Source organism: Thauera sp. 27 (genome assembly GCF_000310125.2).
Taxonomy (GTDB): Bacteria; Pseudomonadota; Gammaproteobacteria; order Burkholderiales; family Rhodocyclaceae; genus Thauera; species Thauera mechernichensis.
In genome coordinates this window covers 129,605-146,284 of record NZ_AMXB01000006.1, presented here as the reverse complement: position 1 = coordinate 146,284, position 16,680 = coordinate 129,605, and the positions used below count along the sequence as shown (strand labels likewise).

The 16,680-nt window shown below is 67.4% G+C and carries 14 protein-coding genes; 10 read left to right on the top strand and 4 right to left on the bottom strand.

Annotation, left to right across the window (positions count from 1 at the left end):
* Positions 1-14: 14 nt before the first annotated feature.
* Positions 15-1,457 carry an MATE family efflux transporter gene (locus B447_RS04840; protein ID WP_002937197.1) on the bottom strand — a complete coding sequence of 481 codons (1,443 nt, stop codon included), beginning with the start codon at positions 1,455-1,457 and terminating at the stop codon, positions 15-17.
* 227 nt (positions 1,458-1,684) lie between these two features.
* On the opposite strand from B447_RS04840, the gene gstA reads away from it, so the two are divergent.
* Entirely contained in the window at positions 1,685-2,290 is a 606-nt protein-coding gene (gene gstA / locus B447_RS04835) for a glutathione transferase GstA (protein ID WP_002937194.1), read from the top strand.
* 37 nt (positions 2,291-2,327) lie between these two features.
* Here the strand turns inward: gstA and B447_RS04830 are convergent, their stop codons facing one another.
* On the bottom strand, positions 2,328-2,864 hold the full coding sequence (locus B447_RS04830; protein ID WP_002937190.1) for a sterol desaturase family protein: 537 nt from the start codon (positions 2,862-2,864) through the stop codon (positions 2,328-2,330).
* Between the two features lie 125 nt (positions 2,865-2,989).
* On the opposite strand from B447_RS04830, the gene B447_RS04825 reads away from it, so the two are divergent.
* The 8 genes from B447_RS04825 (at position 2,990) to B447_RS04790 (ending at position 10,205) form a co-directional block, all read left to right on the top strand.
* Positions 2,990-3,472: an SUF system Fe-S cluster assembly regulator gene (locus B447_RS04825; protein WP_002937184.1), complete on the top strand. Its 483-nt coding sequence runs from the start codon at positions 2,990-2,992 to the stop codon at positions 3,470-3,472.
* Positions 3,469-4,923, top strand: a complete 1,455-nt coding sequence (sufB, locus tag B447_RS04820) for a Fe-S cluster assembly protein SufB (RefSeq protein ID WP_002937182.1) — start codon at positions 3,469-3,471, stop codon at positions 4,921-4,923. Before B447_RS04825 ends, sufB begins: the two co-directional genes overlap by 4 nt.
* A 195-nt stretch (positions 4,924-5,118) precedes the next feature.
* The gene (gene sufC / locus B447_RS04815) at positions 5,119-5,898 is read left to right on the top strand and encodes a Fe-S cluster assembly ATPase SufC (protein ID WP_002937180.1); all 780 of its coding nucleotides are present in this window, start codon (positions 5,119-5,121) and stop codon (positions 5,896-5,898) included.
* Positions 5,895-7,205 carry a Fe-S cluster assembly protein SufD gene (gene sufD / locus B447_RS04810; RefSeq protein WP_002937179.1) on the top strand — a complete coding sequence of 437 codons (1,311 nt, stop codon included), beginning with the start codon at positions 5,895-5,897 and terminating at the stop codon, positions 7,203-7,205. The genes sufC and sufD overlap by 4 nt, the downstream gene beginning before the upstream one ends.
* A gap of 2 nt (positions 7,206-7,207) precedes the next feature.
* Positions 7,208-8,467 carry a cysteine desulfurase gene (locus tag B447_RS04805; RefSeq protein WP_002937178.1) on the top strand — a complete coding sequence of 420 codons (1,260 nt, stop codon included), beginning with the start codon at positions 7,208-7,210 and terminating at the stop codon, positions 8,465-8,467.
* On the top strand, positions 8,467-8,931 hold the full coding sequence (sufU, locus tag B447_RS04800; RefSeq protein WP_002937177.1) for a Fe-S cluster assembly sulfur transfer protein SufU: 465 nt from the start codon (positions 8,467-8,469) through the stop codon (positions 8,929-8,931). Before B447_RS04805 ends, sufU begins: the two co-directional genes overlap by 1 nt.
* Before the next feature lie 40 nt (positions 8,932-8,971).
* Positions 8,972-9,541, top strand: a complete 570-nt coding sequence (gene sufT, locus B447_RS04795; RefSeq protein WP_002928297.1) for a putative Fe-S cluster assembly protein SufT — start codon at positions 8,972-8,974, stop codon at positions 9,539-9,541.
* Positions 9,542-9,695: 154 nt separating this feature from the next.
* Positions 9,696-10,205, top strand: a complete 510-nt coding sequence (locus B447_RS04790) for a DUF3617 domain-containing protein (RefSeq protein WP_002928295.1) — start codon at positions 9,696-9,698, stop codon at positions 10,203-10,205.
* Positions 10,206-10,225: 20 nt separating this feature from the next.
* Here the strand turns inward: B447_RS04790 and B447_RS04785 are convergent, their stop codons facing one another.
* Entirely contained in the window at positions 10,226-13,909 is a 3,684-nt protein-coding gene (locus tag B447_RS04785; RefSeq protein ID WP_002937176.1) for a DUF748 domain-containing protein, read from the bottom strand.
* A 149-nt stretch (positions 13,910-14,058) separates the two neighbouring features.
* Here B447_RS04785 and B447_RS04780 point away from each other — a divergent pair, with 149 nt between their 5' ends.
* Positions 14,059-15,297: an NAD(P)/FAD-dependent oxidoreductase gene (locus B447_RS04780; protein ID WP_002937172.1), complete on the top strand. Its 1,239-nt coding sequence runs from the start codon at positions 14,059-14,061 to the stop codon at positions 15,295-15,297.
* A 15-nt stretch (positions 15,298-15,312) separates the two neighbouring features.
* Here B447_RS04780 and B447_RS04775 read toward each other — a convergent pair whose 3' ends face one another.
* Positions 15,313-16,533, bottom strand: a complete 1,221-nt coding sequence (locus tag B447_RS04775; protein WP_232431528.1) for an MFS transporter — start codon at positions 16,531-16,533, stop codon at positions 15,313-15,315.
* Between the last annotated feature and the right edge of the window lie 147 nt (positions 16,534-16,680).

The following is a 16,680-nucleotide window of genomic DNA, read 5'->3' as shown; positions in this document are numbered from 1 at the left end:
TCCGGCCCCCATCATCAGACCTTTGCCGTCTTCCAGCGGCCACGGCTGAACAGCCACAGCGTAAACAGCCCGACCGCGGTCTCCGACACGAACACCCCCCAGAACACACCCGAGTGCGCCCACCCCAGGGGCAGTGCTAGCGCCCAGGCGAGCGGGATCTGGATCAGCCAGAAGAACACGAGGTTGATCCAGGTCGGCGTCATCGTGTCGCCCGCACCGTTGAAGGCCTGCACCGACACCATCCACCAGCCATAGACGAAGTAGGAATACGCCAGAATGGCCAGCCATTCGCCACCGATGGCGATGACCTGAGGGTCATCGGAAAACAGTGCGACGAGTTCGTCGTGGAGCAAGAAGAAGGCCACCGACACGGCGAGCGTGAAGGCCATGTTCATCCAGCCGATACGCCACACGGCGGCCTCTGCGCGCTCGGGCTCGCCCGCGCCGAGGTTCTGCCCGACCAGCGTGGCCGCAGCGTTGGACATGCCCCAGGCCGGCATCAGCGTAAACATCATGATGCGTATCGTGATCGTCGCCCCGGCAACCGCTTCGGTCGATACGCTGGCGAGGATGCGCATCAGGAAGATCCACGCCGTCATCGAAACGATCATCTGTCCGATGCCGCCCAGCGAGGTGTGCACGATCTGCATCAGGGTGGCACCATGCCAGCGCAGGCTGGCTCGGCAGATACGCAAGTGTTCGCTGCCGCGCACAAGGATCCACAGCTGCATCAGCACGCCCACGCCACGGCCGATGTTGGTTGCGATCGCCGCGCCCTCGATGCCGAGCGCCGGGATCGGCCCGAGGCCGAAGATCAGGATCGGATCGAGCACGATGTTCAAGGCGTTTGCGACCCACAGCACGCGCATCGCCGCCGCTGCATCGCCCGCACCGCGAAAGATGGCGTTGATGACGAACAACAGCATGATCACCGCGTTGCCGCCGAGCATCCACTGGGTGTAGCGGTAGCCGTGCTCGACGGCCCAGGCGTCCGCCCCCATCAAGCGCAGCAGATCCTGCGCCCAGACGATACCCACCACGGCAAACGGCAGCGACACCAGTACCGCCACCGCGATGGCCTGCACCGCCGACAGTGCGGCCTCGTCGCCCCGATGCTCGCCGACCCGCCGCGCGACGATCGCCGTGACCGCCATCGCCAGCCCCATCGCGATCGAGTAGAGCAGGAACAGATAGGTCTCGGTCAGGCCGACGGCCGCCACCGCCGACGAGCCGAGCTTGGCGACGAAGAAGATGTCGACCACTGCGAAGGTCGACTCGAGCACCAGCTCCAGCATCATCGGCACGGCCAGCAGGAACACCGCGCGCTTGAGCGGAATGCGCGTGTAGTCGGCGTTGGTGCCGCGCAGCGCGGCGCGCAGGTCGGCCCACAGGCTCGTGGGTGCTCCGCCAGGGAGCCTATGCGTTTCAGCCTCCGGAGCCGTCTCGCGCGAGGTCATACCACCGCCCGCTGCAACGCAGGGATCATGTCGGAGCTCCAGGGGTGTGAGGTTTTCAAGGGTTGAGCCACGCCGCGGCACTGCGACTGCGGGCGGCCAGGGTACAGCCGGACTGGCTCGAGGTTCAAGCGCACAGACGTACCGGCGGTGAGCCCGCAACCGGTGCCTCGGGAATGCCCGCAGGGGCATAATAGGCAGCTCCTTCCCCCTGGTGGAGACAGCCCCCCATGAAGCTCTATTTCAAGCCCGGCGCGTGCTCGCTGAGCCCGCACATCGCCCTTGAAGAGTCCGGACTCGACTACGAGACGGAATCGGTCGACCTCAAGACCAAGCGCACGGCACAGAACGAAGATTTCAATGTCATCAACCCGAAGGGCTACGTCCCTGCCCTGCTGCTCGACGACGGCGTGCTGCTGACCGAAGGGCCGGCGATCCTGCAGTACATCGCAGACCAGGCCCCCGGCAGGAAGCTCGCCCCCGCCAACGGCACGATCGCCCGCTATCAGCTGCAGGGCTGGCTCAACTTCATCGCCACCGAGCTGCACAAGTCCTTCAGCCCGTTCTTCAACCCGGCCGCAAAGGACGACTGGAAGGCGCTGGCACGCGCCAACCTCGAACGCCGGCTGGGCTACACCGACGCCCAACTGGCCGGCAAGACGTATCTGATGGGCGATGACTTCAGCGTCGCCGACGCCTATCTGTTCACCGTCCTGAGCTGGGCGCGCTATATCCAGCTCGACCTCGCGCAGTGGCCTCACCTGAGCGCCTTTGTGGCACGTGTATCCGAGCGTCCGGCAGTCCAGGCCGTACTGAAGACCGAAAGCCTCGGCTGAGCCCCTCCACCGCATCCGCCCCCCGCCGCCTTCTCCCTCACCGTGCGGGCGGTGCGGTGCCAAGACAGCGATCCCAGAACAAGGTCAGCGTCCCGAACGCCCGCTCGGCGTCGCACTGATGGTGGTAGGCGTGATGCGCACACAGGCGCGCCAGCCCCGCGCCTGCATCAGCCGGTGCATGCAGCCTCACATGCACGCTCTCCTGCACGACCTGCCCCAACAGTAGCCCCGCGGACACTGGGCCGGCCATCCCGTCCGCCCCGAGCAGCAGCACAGGCACGCCCAGGACCGCCAGCAACAACCCCAGGCTGAAGGCTACCGGCACCCGGATCGGGCCCGATGGGTCGGCGTGGTGGGCCAGATGCCAGGTGCGAAAGGGCTCGATGCGATGCAGCACGAAACGGTGCAGGACATACTCGAGCAGGGTCCAGCCAGCCAGGCCGGCGAGCGCGCCGACAAGGGCTGGCCAGCGCCAGAGCGACACAGGCCACCACACCACGAGCCCAGCAAGACCCAGCAACGGGAATGCAAGTGAGACGGGATAGGGCCATTCGAAGCGCGTGATGTGGCGCATCGGCAGCAAGGCCTCCACTTGAGAAGGACGAGGTTGGATCGCACTCCTTTCTTTATAGACTGCAGCGCTTGACTATATCGCACCATTTTCGTACTCTTTAAACACAGACCCCGGAACCCACAGACATGTTGCGCATCAGCAAGCTCACCGACTACGGCACGCTCATCCTCACCCACATGGCCCGCGACCCCACCAGGGTGTTCAGCGCCGCGGGGCTGGCCGACGCGCTTGGGCTGGGAGTGCCGACGGTCAGCAAGGTGCTCAAGACGCTTGGACGCGGTGCACTTGTCACCAGCCAGCGCGGCGCGCAGGGCGGCTACAGCCTGGCGCGCCCGCCGCAGCAGATCAGCGTCGCCGAAATCATCGACGCACTCGAGGAGCACCCTTTCGGGCTCACCGAGTGCAGTGCGAGCAGCGGCCTGTGCAATATGGAAGACGGTTGCCGCATCCGTGACAACTGGCTTCGCATCAACAAGGTGGTGCGCCACGCACTCCAGGACGTCAGCGTCGCCGACATGATCCAGCCGCAGGGCTGCGGCAAGGGTCCGGACGAACACCTCATCCTCGGCCCGCACGCAGTAGCCACCGACAAGGAGAAGCGAGCATGAACGCCCCCACGAGAAATGAAGCACTCGGTGCCTTTCTGGAGCAGGACTACGTTGCCGGCTTCGAAACCCGGCTCGAGACCGACACCGTGCCCAAGGGGCTGTCCGAAGACGTCATCCGCACGATCTCGGCGCGCAAGGGCGAGCCGGAATGGCTGCTCGACTGGCGGCTCGAGGCCTATCGCCACTGGCTGACGATGACGCCGCCGCTCTGGGCCGCGGTGCAGTTTCCGCCGGTCGACTTCCAGGACATCGTCTATTACTCGGCACCCAAGTCGAAGAAGGACGGCCCCAAGAGCCTGGACGAGGTCGATCCGGAACTGCTGCGCACCTTCGAGAAGCTCGGCGTGCCGCTGCACGAACGCGCACGCCTGGCTGGCGTGGCGGTGGATGCGGTGTTCGACTCGGTGAGCGTGGCCACCACCTTCAAGAAGGAGCTGGGTGAGCACGGCATCGTGTTCTGTTCGTTCTCCGAGGCGGTGAAGGAGCACCCGGCGCTGGTGCGCCAGTACCTCGGCACGGTGGTGCCGCCGGGCGACAACTTCTACGCTGCGCTCAACTCCGCAGTGTTCTCCGACGGCTCCTTCGTCTTCATCCCCAAGGGCGTGAAATGCCCGATGGAGCTGTCGACCTACTTCCGCATCAACGCCCGCGATACCGGCCAGTTCGAGCGCACGCTGATCATCGCCGAGGAAGGCGCCTCGGTCAGTTATCTCGAAGGCTGTACCGCGCCGATGCGCGACGAGAACCAGCTCCACGCCGCGGTGGTGGAGCTGATCGCGCTCGACGACGCCAAGATAAAGTATTCCACCGTGCAGAACTGGTACCCGGGCGACAAGGACGGCAAGGGCGGCATCTACAACTTCGTCACCAAGCGCGGCGACTGTCGCGGCGCGCGCTCGCACATCTCCTGGACGCAGGTCGAGACCGGCTCGGCGATCACCTGGAAGTACCCGAGCGTGATCCTGCGCGGCGACGACTCGGTGGGCGACTTCCACTCGGTGGCGCTGACCAACAACCTGCAGCAGGCCGACACCGGCACCAAGATGATCCACATGGGGCGCAACACCCGCAGCACCATTCTCAGCAAGGGCATCTCGGCCGGGCGCGGCAGCAACACTTTCCGCGGCCTGGTACGCGTCACGCCCAAGGCGGAAGGTGCGCGCAACTACACGCAATGCGACTCGCTGCTGATCGGCGATCGCTGCGCGGCGCACACCTTCCCCACCATCGAGGTACGCCACCCCACAGCGCATGTCGAGCACGAGGCCACCACCTCGCGCATCGGCGAGGACCAGCTCTTTTATGCGATGCAGCGCGGCATCAGTGCAGAGGACGCTGTGTCGATGATCGTCAATGGCTTCTGCCGCGAGGTGTTCAAGGAACTGCCGATGGAATTCGCGGTGGAAGCGCAGAAATTGCTGGGCGTGAGCCTCGAAGGCAGCGTCGGCTAAACCGAAATGGGATAGATCGGCCCCGCAGGTCCTCGTAGGAGCGGCGCCAGCCGCGAGGGGTTCAAGGCGACGCGGCGCAGCCTATCCGCGGGAAAGGCTCGCGGCTGGCGCCGCTCCTACGGCGGAGCCGGTAGCCGCACGCTTGTCGTGCAGGGGCCTCAGGCGAGATATGGAATTGAAATCGGGAGAGAAAACATGCTGAAGATCAACAACCTGCACGCGGCAGTCGACGGCAAGGCCATCCTCAAGGGTCTGAACCTGGAGGTGGGCAGCGGCGAGGTGCACGCCATCATGGGCCCCAACGGCTCGGGCAAGAGCACGCTGGCCCAGGTGCTCGCCGGGCGCGACAGTTTCACCGTCACCGACGGCAGCGTGGACTGGGACGGCACCGACCTGCTCGCCCTGCCTGCCGAGGAACGCGCGCGCGCCGGGCTCTTCCTCGCCTTCCAGTACCCGGTCGAGATCCCCGGCGTGTCCAACGCCTACTTCCTCAAGGCTGCGGTCAACGCGGTGCGCCGCCACCGCGGCCTGCCCGAGTACGACGCGATGGACTTCCTCGCGCGGGTGAAGGCCGAGATGAAGGCGGTCGGCATGAAGGAGGAATTCCTCTACCGCTCGGTCAACGAGGGCTTCTCCGGCGGCGAAAAGAAGCGCAACGAAGTCCTGCAGATGGCGTTGCTGGAACCCCGGCTCGCAGTGCTGGACGAGACCGACTCGGGCCTGGACATCGACGCGCTCAAGATCGTCGCCGAGGGCGTCAATCGTCTGCGCTCGCCCGAGCGCTCGATGATCGTCATCACCCATTACCAGCGCCTGCTCGACTACATCGTGCCCGACAAGGTGCACGTGCTGTCGCAGGGCCGCATCGTGCGCTCGGGCGGTCGCGAACTGGCGCTGGAGCTGGAAGCGCACGGCTACGGCTGGATCGACGCCGACGGCAAGGCCGCCGCGGCTGCATCAGGAGCACGGTCATGAGCACGATCGACGCCTGGGTCGCCCGCCAGCGCGAGCGCGCCAGCCAGCTGCCCGGCGCTGCCCTGCCCTGGCTGGCGCGTCGCCGCGCCGACGCGATCGCGCGCTTCGCCGATCTCGGCTGGCCGACGAGCCGGCTGGAAGGCTGGCGCCACACCTCGCTCGCGTTCCTCGATCAGCAGGCGCTGGCGGCGCCGGAGTTTGCCCCCCACCCTGCGTTCGCACTGGCCACGCTGCGCGCGGCCTTCGATGAGGGCGACCACTGGCTGGTGTTCGTAGACGGACGGTTCGCGCCAGCCCTGTCGGTTACCGGCATGCTGCCGGCCGGCGTGAAGGCAGGCGCACTGTCGGAGGCGCTGAACAGCGCCCCCGATGCGGCCGAGGCCGCCTTCGGCAGCGCTGACGACAGCGCCAGCCCCTACGCACTGAACCTGGCGCTATGCAGCGACGGCGCCTTCGTGCATCTGGCGCGCGGCACCGCGCTCGAGCAACCGCTGCACCTGGTGTTCATCGGCGCCACCGGCGCGGCCGACACCCACCTGCGCAACCTGATCGTGGCCGATGCCAATTCAGAGGCAACGGTTGTCGAGCACCATGTCGGCGGCGGCGCCACGCTCGGCACCATCGTCACCCGGGTGCAGGCGGCGCAGGACGCCCGCATCACCCACGTGAAACTGCAGCAGCAGGACGCGCAAGCCATCCATCTCGCGCAGATCGAAGCCGAACAGGCACGCGGCGCCTACTTCGCCTCGCACTCGCTGTCCTTCGGCGCCCGCCTGGCGCGCAACGACATCCGCACCCGCTTCGCCGGCGAAGGCTGCGAGACACTGTTCAACGGCCTGTATCACGTCGATGGCAGGCGCCATGTCGACCATCACACGCTCATCGAGCATGCCAGGCCGCTGGGTACCAGCCGCGAGTACTACCGTGGCCTGGTCGACGGCAACGCGCGCGGTGTGTTCGCCGGACGCATCATCGTCGCCCAGGACGCACAGCGTACCGATGCCATACAGCGCTGCGACAACCTGCTGCTGTCCAGGCTGGCCGAGGCCGACGCCCGCCCGGAGCTCGAGATCTATGCGGACGACGTCAAATGCGCCCACGGCGCCACTGTCGGCCAGATCGACGAGGACGCCCTCTTCTACCTGCGCGCGCGCGGCATCGACACCGACCATGCGCGCCAACTGTTGACCTATGCCTTTGCCGCCGAGGTCATCGAACGCATCGCCCACGCCGCCGTGCGCAAGCGCGGCCGTGGCCTGCTGCTGTCGAGCCTGCCGGGCGGCGCACGGATGGAGGCCCTGCAGTGAGTATGCACACCCTTCAAAGCGCACCGGCCACCCGCCCTGCCCTGCTGCAGCGCGCGGCCGACTTTCCGATCCTGTCGCGGCCGGTGCACGGCAAGCGCCTGGCCTACCTGGACAACGGCGCAACCACGCAGAAGCCCGATGCCGTGATCGAGGCCGAGCGCGGCTTCTACCGCCACTCGAACGCCAACATCCACCGCGGCGTGCATTGGCTGTCCCAGCATGCGACCGAGCTCTACGACGCTGCGCGAACGAGCGTGCAAGGGCTGCTCAATGCCGCCAGCGCAGAAGAGATCGTGTTCACCCGCGGCACCACAGAGGCGATCAACCTCGTCGCACAGAGCTGGGGGCGGCCACGTCTCACGGTGGGCGACGAGATCCTGGTGACCCACATGGAGCACCACTCCAACATCGTGCCCTGGCAGCTCCTGTGCGAGCAGACCGGCGCGGTGCTCAAGGTCGTGCCGGTGGAGATCAATGGCGAGCTCGACATGCTCGCCTTCGATGGCCTGCTCGGCGAGCGTACCCGCCTGGTCGCGATCACCCATGTGTCGAACGCGCTCGGCACGGTGCTGCCGGTCGCCGAGCTGACCGCCAAGGCGCACGCCGCAGGGGCTGTCGTCCTGGTAGACGGTGCGCAGGCCGTCGCCCACACGACGGTCGACGTGCAAGCCATCGGCTGTGACTTCTACGCCTTCTCCGGGCACAAGCTCTACGGCCCGACCGGCATCGGCGCCCTCTACGGCCGTCGCGCGCTGCTCGACGCCATGCCGCCCTGGCAAGGCGGCGGCGACATGATCCGCACCGTCGCCTTCGAGCACACCACCTTTGCGCCCTCGCCACAACGCTTCGAGGCCGGCACCCCGAACATCGCCGGTGCGGTCGGCCTCGGCGCGGCGATCGAATACGTCCGCGGCATCGGGCTCGAACGCATCGCAGCCCACGAGCACGCCTTGCTCGAACAAGCCACCGCCGCGCTCGCCGACATCCGCGGGCTGCGCCTCGTCGGCACGGCGGCCAACAAGGCGGGCATCCTGTCCTTCCTGGTCGATGGCATCCACCCGCACGACCTCGGCACCATCCTGGACAGCGAAGGCGTGGCGATCCGCGCGGGCCACCACTGTGCGATGCCGCTGATGACACGCCTGGGGATCCCCGGCACTGCGCGCGCCTCATTCGCCCTCTACAACAGCCCGGCCGACATCGACGCGCTCGTCGCCGCCATCCACAAGGCGCAACGCATGTTCGGCACCAGGGGCGCGTGATGAACGACAAGGACGACATGCTGCGCGAGCTCTACCAGGAGGTGATCTTCGATCACAACCGCAGCCCGCGCAATTACCGCCCCATGCCCGGCGCCAACCGCCACGCCGACGGCCACAACCCCCTGTGCGGAGATCAGCTCACGGTCTACCTGCAGGTATCCGATGGCATCGTTCATGACGCCAGCTTCGTCGGCCACGGCTGCGCCATCTCCACCGCCTCGGCGTCGCTGATGACCGAGGCGATCAAGGGCCGCCCGCTTGCCGAGGTGGAAGCGCTGTTTCGCGACTTCCACGCCCTGCTCACCGCAGCGCGCGACGAGCCCGGCCCGCAGCGCGATTTCGGCAAGCTCGCCGCACTCGCCGGTGTGCGCGAGTTTCCGGCGCGGGTCAAGTGCGCCACCCTGGCCTGGCACACGCTGCACAACGCCTTGACCGGTGAGGCATCCACGGCACATACCGAATGAACCAAGGCCGCCAACCGATGAGGCGGCACAGGAGCAGATCATGGGCGAACGCTACGGCGAAACCGACACCCGCATCCTGCAGCGCGACTGCGCGGCGGTGAGCGTGCCCTGGGGCCAGCCCCAGACGCTGGAGGAAGGCAGCTACGCGCTGGTCACCCAGCGCCTGGGCGGCTCGATCACGGTCATGAGCGGAGGCAACCTCTACCGTATCGATGAGCGCAACGCCGACGCGCTCGGCCTCGAGCCGCAGTTGCCCCCGCCACCCCCGCCCGCTGCCGACGGCGCACTCGACGCTGCAGGCATCGAACGCGCGGCGTGGGAACAGCTCGGCACCTGCTACGACCCCGAGATACCGATCGACATCGTCAATCTCGGCCTGGTCTACGCATGCACGGCCGAAGCGCTGGCAGATGGGCGCTTCCGCCTTGCCGTCAACATGACCCTCACCGCGCCAGGCTGCGGCATGGGCACGCTGATCGCGGACGAAGCGCGCGACAAGCTGCTGACCATCCCCGGCGTTGCGGAGGCGACGGTGAGCCTGGTGTGGGATCCGCCCTGGAGCCGGGAAATGATGAGCGAGGCGGCACGCCTGGAAATGGGGATGCTGTAGGTGGCGAGGCAAGGCCTCCGAATGCGCCAGTCCCTGTCCCTCGTTGCACGGGCGCGCACTTCTTGCGCTGGCTCAAATCGCCTGCCGGAACACGCCTGATAAGCTGTCGCCGCTACGTTTCGACCCCATCAACCCGTCCCCCCGGAGACCGGCCATGCGCCCAGTCCTGCTCCTGATTGCCACCCTGTCCAGCACCGCAGCCCTCGCGGCAACCCCGATCGACGCCCCTGCACGCCTGCCGGGCTTGTGGCTGATCAACACGGCGCCGGCCACGGAGGCGGCCGGGGTCGCCAGCTTCCATGTCTGCCTGGGCTCGACGCCCGCGCCGATCCTGCGCCGCCCGGGGCACGAAGAGCCGGCCTGCAGCGGCGAATCGTGGTCGAAGGACGCGCACTACCGCTACTACCGCGCCGAATGCACGGTGCGGGGGAGCCAGGCCCGGATCGAGGCGCGCTTCACCGGCGACTTCGAGTACAACTACCACGGCGAACTCACCGCCACCTACTCCCCGCCGCTCGACGGTGTCGAGCTGGCGCGCTTCGAGATGGACGGACGCCGCCTGTCGCCGTGCAAGGCGGAACATCCGGTCGGCAAGATGCTCATTCAGGGCAAGGACGGCGTCGGCAACCTCAACCTCGGCGAGCCCGTCGTGAAGCTGCGCTGAGCGCCACCACTGCAGCCCGTTCAGCGCAGCGAGAACTGCACCTGGCCGCCCTCGGCCACGGGCTCGACCTTGGGCTCGAGCACGAAGATGCGCTCGCCCGGGATGCCCCCCTGCGCAATCATCCACTCGCGTACAGCCTGTGCGCGCCGTTGGGCAAGTGCGCGCAACTCCGCCTCCGACGCGCTCACGCTGGCGCGCAGCAGCGCCTCCATGTCGGCGGCGGGGAGATCCTTCACCAGGCCGACGAGGTTGCGCGGCTTCTTGATGTCGGCCGCCTTGTAGGCTTTCTCGAGCAAGGCCGGATACTCGTCTGCGCCAACCTCGATGTCGTCGAGAGACGGCGCCTCCTCGCCACGTGCGATCAGCGCTTTGAGCTTCTGCGCCCGCAGTGCATTGTCCAACCCGGCCTGGCGCAGGCCGTCGAGGTCGGAGGCGGGGTCGGCACGGCCAATCACGTCGAGCCGCAGCGCAGGACGTTCGGCCAAGGCCTGCGCCAGCTTGGCGAGCTTGTCCTGCTGGGCCTCATCCAGCCGACCGCTACCGGGCGCGAGCTCGAGATGCGACAACTCCTCGCCACCGCCGAACGCCGCGCCGAGCAGGGTGAAGGGCGAGGTGATGGCCTTGCCGATCAGGTTGAAGAACATCTTCACGACCAGGCCGAACACGCTGAACTCGGGATCATCCAGGGTGCCGCTCACCGGCAGGTGCAGATCGATCTCGCCACGGCTGTTCTTGAGCAGCGACACGGCGAGCTGGACCGGCAGGTTGACCGCATCCGGGCTGTCGACCTTGTCGCCGAAGGTGAGCTGGTCGAGAAAGATCTGGTTGGTGGCGGTGAGCCTGCGGTCCTCGATCTTGTAGTTGAGCTCGGCGGACAGCTTGCCACGTGCGATACCGTAGCCAACATACTTGCCCGAGTAGCTGGACAGGCCGGTGAGCTCGAAGTCCTTGACCTTGGCGACGATGTCGAGATGGGCGTCCTGGCGGAACGGGTTGAGCTCGCCGCTGATGGACAGCGGCGCGGTCTTGTCCACCTCTCCGCTCAGTTCGACCCGGGCAATGGTGTCCGACGAGGTCGACAGGCCGACGATCTCGCCGGCAAGGCCGGTCAGGTTGGCGTCGTAGTTCGGCCGTATGAAGCGGTCGCTGAACGCGACATTGCCACGCTTGATCTCGATGCGGTCGATACGCACGGGCGGCGGAGGCGGCCCGTCTGCCGCCACCGCATCCGGGCCCTGCACTGGCGACGCGGCAGCTGAGCTCCCCCCAGTGCTGGAGGTCGGTGGCGCGGACTGCGTGGCTGCCGTTTGCGACCCGCCCCCACCGATCTCGCGCAGGTTCAGGCGCCCCTCCTCGTCGAGGATGAGCCGGGTATGGAAGTCGTCGATCGCCACGCGCCGGATGGCCAGTGAGAAGGGCTCGAGGCGGGCATCGATGCCGCCGACGCGCAGGGTGCGCCAGCGCACGAAGTCGGTCGCGTTGAGGCGGTCGACCGAGGCAAAGTTGGCCACCCCGAGGTCACCGCGAAAGCTCGCCAGCAACTGTCCCCGCCGCCCGGTCTGCAGGTTGAGCCGGCCCTGCGTGGTGAGATTTCCGCGCGAGATCGCGATCTTGGTCTGCTCGAGCACATAGGGCTGCAGGGGCATGAGGTCGACGCTGCGCAGGTCGAGCCGGAGTTCGGCCTTCAGCGGCGTCAGCGAGAGCGGCCCCGAAACCGCCACCCGGCCACGCTTGTTGAGCCGCGAGTCGAGCTTGAACTGGCTGGTGTTCCCTTTTGCACTCGAAAAGCCCTCGAGCTCGAAATCGATGTCGTCGATCGTGGTAACCACCGGGCGCCCCACGCTACGATCCTCCAGGCGCAGCGACGCTGCCTTGAGCGCGAGCTTGTCGAGCTCCACCACCCAATCGGGCTGAGGCGGCGGCTGGGGCTGCTTCCGTCTGCCTGCAGCGGCGCGGGGCTCGGGAGCCGGGCCCGACAGCGCCCGCACCAGATCGAGATCACCGTTGCGCAGTCGCACTGCGGCCACTGCCGCCCCCTTGACGTCCAGCGCCCCCAGCCGCAGCCTGCGCCCCTCGAGGTCGAGCACCGCTTCGCTCAGGTCGAGTTCAGGCACCCGAACTGCTGGCTCCTTGGCGCCCTTCAGGGCAAACGCAAATTCGCGCAATGCAAGCGTACCGAGGCTCAGTTCCACCTTCGGCTGCCCATCCTCACCCAGCACGACGCGGTAGTTCGCCGCCCCCGACAGCGTCCCCGCACGCAACTCGCCACCCGGCAGCGCAGCCGCCAGGTAAGGTGCATAGCGGGCGAGCTGCAACGCATCGAATCGAGTCTGCCCGGCAAACTCGAAGGGCTGGAGCCGCAGCCGGTCTTCGTGCACGAACTGCTCACCCGCGTCAGTGCGATAGTCGAGCCGCAGCTCGGCGGGCAGATCGCCACTGCTGGCAAGGTCGCGCATGTCGAGGTTGATGGCTTCGATGCGCATGCGGAACGGGCCACCCACGCCTTGGTCCTCGAAGCGGATCACGCCATCGCGAACGCGCGCCAGCGCAAGCAGGAAATCCACCGCCGGTGCCGGAGATGCGGCAGCGGGTGCAGGCTGGCCACCGCCCTCCGCCGGCACGGCTGCCGCGCCACTAGTCGTCGCCCCGTGCGCGGGCGGCATCAACGCAGCGAGGTTGAGGCTGCCATCGGCTCGCCGGATGACATCCACCTCGGGTTGTGCAAGCCGCAGCCGGGTGAACTGCCAACGGCCGATCAGCGGCTGCACATCGGCGAACTCGAGCTCAGCCTCGGCCACCTTGGCAAGCGGAGCGCCATCGCGATCCTGCAGCACGACCTGTTCGAGCTTGAGCGGCCCACGCAGCGCCAGCTCAGGGGCTGCCCCCGCTGGCTGGCGGAAGGAGATCTCGACATTGGTCGTGAGCAGTGCAGACGGCAGGCGCACCCCCACTTCCGCCGGCAGGTAGGCGAGCCAGGGCGCGAGGTCGAACTGCTGCAGCACCACATCCAGAATCGTCTCGTACGAATCCGCGAAAGGCTTGGTGCGCGCACTGAGCAGGAGGGGATCACCGTTGAGCTTGGCCGACAGCGAGGGTTGTACGAACACATCGACACGCACCGGCAGGTTGGAGAGGAATGGCACACCCAGTCCGATCTCGCTCAGCTCGTGCGTGAGTCCGCGCGCCTTGTCGTCCACCGTGAGCAGCCCGCCCGCGATGCGGATGTTGCCCACCGAGAACAGCATCGGGCCGGCATCGCCCTTGTCCTCACCGCCAAGCGCAGCCAAGCGCTCGATGACGTCGGCCCAGTTGTGTCCGCCCTGCTCATCGACCGCCACGCGCAGTCTCGGCCCGATCAGGGCCAGTTCATGCAGTACGACCCCGCCCCGAACGAGCGACTCCAGCTCGAGATTCACACGCAGGGTCTCGAACGCCAGCGCATCGGCGCTGCCATCGGCCTCCTTGACACTGAAGCCACCGACCTCGGCCGTGAGGCGGAAGGGATTGATCAGCACACGCTCGACACGGACCTCGCGGCCGAGCTTTTCGCTAAGGATCGTCTCCGCCTGCTGGCGCGCCAGCGGCGGCACGACCAGGTAAAGCAGCGCGGCGAGTGCGAGCAGGCCGCCGCCGAGCCACAGCGCCCGACGAGGCCGGCGACCGCTGAGAGAGGCCGGATTCGGGTCGGTCGTGGGATCGGGCATGTGTGTACTCCTCTGGGTCCTGAATTTGTTGGATGACTTCAGAAGCTTGAAGCATGCAGGTCATGCTGATGACCGGCCAAGGCCGCTCCTGATTGCCGCACTGCGGAACAAGGCGTATTCTGCGCCGCTTTGCAGCCACAGGTAAGGCCGTGAAGCACGCCAGCAAGCCATTTCCGCAATCCGGCCGGCGCAGTTTCGACGTCATCGTCATTGGTGCGGGTGCTGCAGGCATGATGTGTGCAGCGACTGCCGGCCTGCGTGGCCGCAGCGTGCTGCTGGTTGATCACGCGACCCGGCTCGCCGAGAAGATCCGTATCTCCGGGGGTGGGCGCTGCAACTTCACCAACCGCCGTGTCAGTGCCGACAATTACCTGAGCCGCAACCCGCATTTCTCGCGCTCGGCGCTGTCGCGCTATGGTGCGCGCGACTTCGTCGAACTCGTCGAGCACCATGGCATCGCCTATCACGAGCGCGACTGGGGCCAGCTGTTCTGCGACGACTCTGCACAGGACATCATCGACATGCTGCGCGCGCGCTGCGATGACGGCGGCGTCGAGTGGGCCATGCCCGCCACGGTAGAAGGCGTCGCACGCAGCGGCGACGAAGCGGAGCGCTTTGTCGTCGCCACCACGCAGGGCAGCTTCTCCGCCCACAGCCTGGTCATCGCGAGCGGCGGCCTGGCCATCCCCAAGATCGGCGCCACCCCCTTCGGCTACCGTGTGGCCGAGCAGTTCGGCCTGCCGGTGGTGGCGCCCCGCCCTGCCCTCGTGCCGCTGACCCTGCCGCCGGAAACGCTCGCACTGCTCGCACCGCTTGCGGGGATCTCACTCGAGGTGGAGGCCCAGTGCCGCGGCCCGGTGTTCCGCGAGGCCGCCCTTGTCACCCATCGTGGCCTGTCCGGCCCGTCGATACTGCAGGTGTCGAGCTACTGGCAGCAACAGGCCTACGATGCCGGTGACTGGGCCCCGGTCAGCCTGGACCTGCTGCCCGGCATCGACGCCGAAGACTGGCTGCTGGCACACGCCCAGGACAAGACGCTGCTCGCCAACCTGCTCGCCGAACGCCTGCCGCGGCGTTTCGCCCACGCCTGGTGCGAACTGCATGACTGGCAGCGCCCGCTCAACCAGTACCGCCACGCCGAGCTGCGCACGATCGCCGCCGCCTTGTCGGGCTGGCAGCTGACGCCCTCGGGCACCCAGGGCTACGCCAAGGCCGAGGTCACGCTGGGCGGGGTCGATACCCGCGCACTGTCGTCAAAGACGCTGGAGGCGCGCCAGGTACCTGGCCTGTACTTCATCGGCGAGGTTGTCGACGTCACCGGGCACCTGGGCGGCTACAACTTCCAGTGGGCGTGGTCCTCGGGCGTGGCCTGCGGGCTAGCCGCCTGAGACCACGCGCACGACTCAGGCCGCAGGGCGCCCGCCCTTGCGCAGCAGGGGCAGGAAGGCCACCGCCTGCAGCGCGATCAGCCCTGCAAAGCTGACCCACAGCGCCGCCTCGATCGAGTGCCCACTGGCCTGCAACAGGTCGAGTGCCCCGCCCAGCCCCCACTGCACGGCAAAGGCACCGGCAAAGGCCATCAGGTTGATCGCCGTGCTCACGCGGCCGAACAGCGCGGGCTGGAAGTCCCTCGACGCCGCAAGATAGGTCTGCGAGTTCACCGCGGAGAACATGCCGTAGGCGAACCAGAGCACTGCCGGCGGCGCGACCGACCACAGGATCGCGCACTGGATCAGCACCAACAGCGCATAACCCCAGCGCAGCAAGGCCATGGGCCCGACACCGAGGCGTGCGAGGCGCACGCCCAGGAAACCGATCGACAACTGTCCGACCAGACTGCCGAGGTTGAGCACGACCAGCATGCGCGCCGCCCCTGCAAGGTCGAAGCCATTGACGTTCATCAGCCAGGGCACGGCCCACAGGCTCTGCATCGCCATGAAGCCGCCCACGAAGAAGGCCGAAGATGCGGCATAGCGCAAGAACGCGGGAGAGACGTAGATCCCCGCGACCACGCGCAGGCCGTCGCCCAGGCTGCCCCGCGGACCGCTCGAGCGCGCATCGGGCAGCGAGCGGTGGATGGTCAGTGCGGCCACCACTGCAAGTGCAGCGACCACCCAGAACGCGCCGCGCCAGCCCAGGATCGGCAGCACGGCCTCGAGCGGTGCGCTCGCCACCAGCGCGCCCATCGCGCCGGAAGCCATGATGAATCCGGTCATCGAGCTCTGGCGCTCGGGTGGGTACCACAGCGCAAAACCCTTGAGCGCTGCCATCAAGCAGGCCGAAACCCCCAGTCCGATGAGCGCACGCCCGGCGCCGAGCACGGCGAGCGATTCGCCGAGTGCGAACAGCACCGCGCCCGCCGCGGTAACCAGCAGCAGGATCGCCTCCACCCGCCGCGGGCCATAACGATCGAGTGCCATGCCGACCGGGATCTGGGCCAGCCCGAAGGCGAGGAAATAGGTGCTCGTGAGCAAACCGAGATTGGCCGCCGAGAGGCCGAGCTCCCCCGTGAGCGCCGGCGAAATCACGGCATTGACCGTGCGCAGCAGGTAGGAAAGGAAATAGCCCAGCGCAAAGGGCAGGAAGATCCTGCCCCAGGCGCTCGGCCCCATGGAGTCATGCATCTGAAACATCCCGTGGAAGGTCGAGGCAGGATTGTGCCTGCAGCGCCGCGCGCAGGCCATCCCACCTCGGAGGGGGCCTGCGCGCGGCCGATCAGCACGCCCTAATTGACACTTATCAATGCTGATGAACACGCGGTAAGGAGAATG

Excerpts from the sequence above, each read along its gene's own strand:
- B447_RS04840 (WP_002937197.1), bottom strand. The coding sequence starts at position 1,457 with ATGACCTCGCGCGAGACGGCTCCGGAGGCTGAAACGCATAGGCTCCCT.
- gstA (WP_002937194.1), top strand. The coding sequence starts at position 1,685 with ATGAAGCTCTATTTCAAGCCCGGCGCGTGCTCGCTGAGCCCGCACATC.
- B447_RS04830 (WP_002937190.1), bottom strand. The coding sequence starts at position 2,864 with ATGCGCCACATCACGCGCTTCGAATGGCCCTATCCCGTCTCACTTGCA.
- B447_RS04825 (WP_002937184.1), top strand. The coding sequence starts at position 2,990 with ATGTTGCGCATCAGCAAGCTCACCGACTACGGCACGCTCATCCTCACC.
- sufB (WP_002937182.1), top strand. The coding sequence starts at position 3,469 with ATGAACGCCCCCACGAGAAATGAAGCACTCGGTGCCTTTCTGGAGCAG.
- sufC (WP_002937180.1), top strand. The coding sequence starts at position 5,119 with ATGCTGAAGATCAACAACCTGCACGCGGCAGTCGACGGCAAGGCCATC.
- sufD (WP_002937179.1), top strand. The coding sequence starts at position 5,895 with ATGAGCACGATCGACGCCTGGGTCGCCCGCCAGCGCGAGCGCGCCAGC.
- B447_RS04805 (WP_002937178.1), top strand. The coding sequence starts at position 7,208 with ATGCACACCCTTCAAAGCGCACCGGCCACCCGCCCTGCCCTGCTGCAG.
- sufU (WP_002937177.1), top strand. The coding sequence starts at position 8,467 with ATGAACGACAAGGACGACATGCTGCGCGAGCTCTACCAGGAGGTGATC.
- sufT (WP_002928297.1), top strand. The coding sequence starts at position 8,972 with ATGGGCGAACGCTACGGCGAAACCGACACCCGCATCCTGCAGCGCGAC.
- B447_RS04790 (WP_002928295.1), top strand. The coding sequence starts at position 9,696 with ATGCGCCCAGTCCTGCTCCTGATTGCCACCCTGTCCAGCACCGCAGCC.
- B447_RS04785 (WP_002937176.1), bottom strand. The coding sequence starts at position 13,909 with ATGCCCGATCCCACGACCGACCCGAATCCGGCCTCTCTCAGCGGTCGC.
- B447_RS04775 (WP_232431528.1), bottom strand. The coding sequence starts at position 16,533 with ATGCATGACTCCATGGGGCCGAGCGCCTGGGGCAGGATCTTCCTGCCC.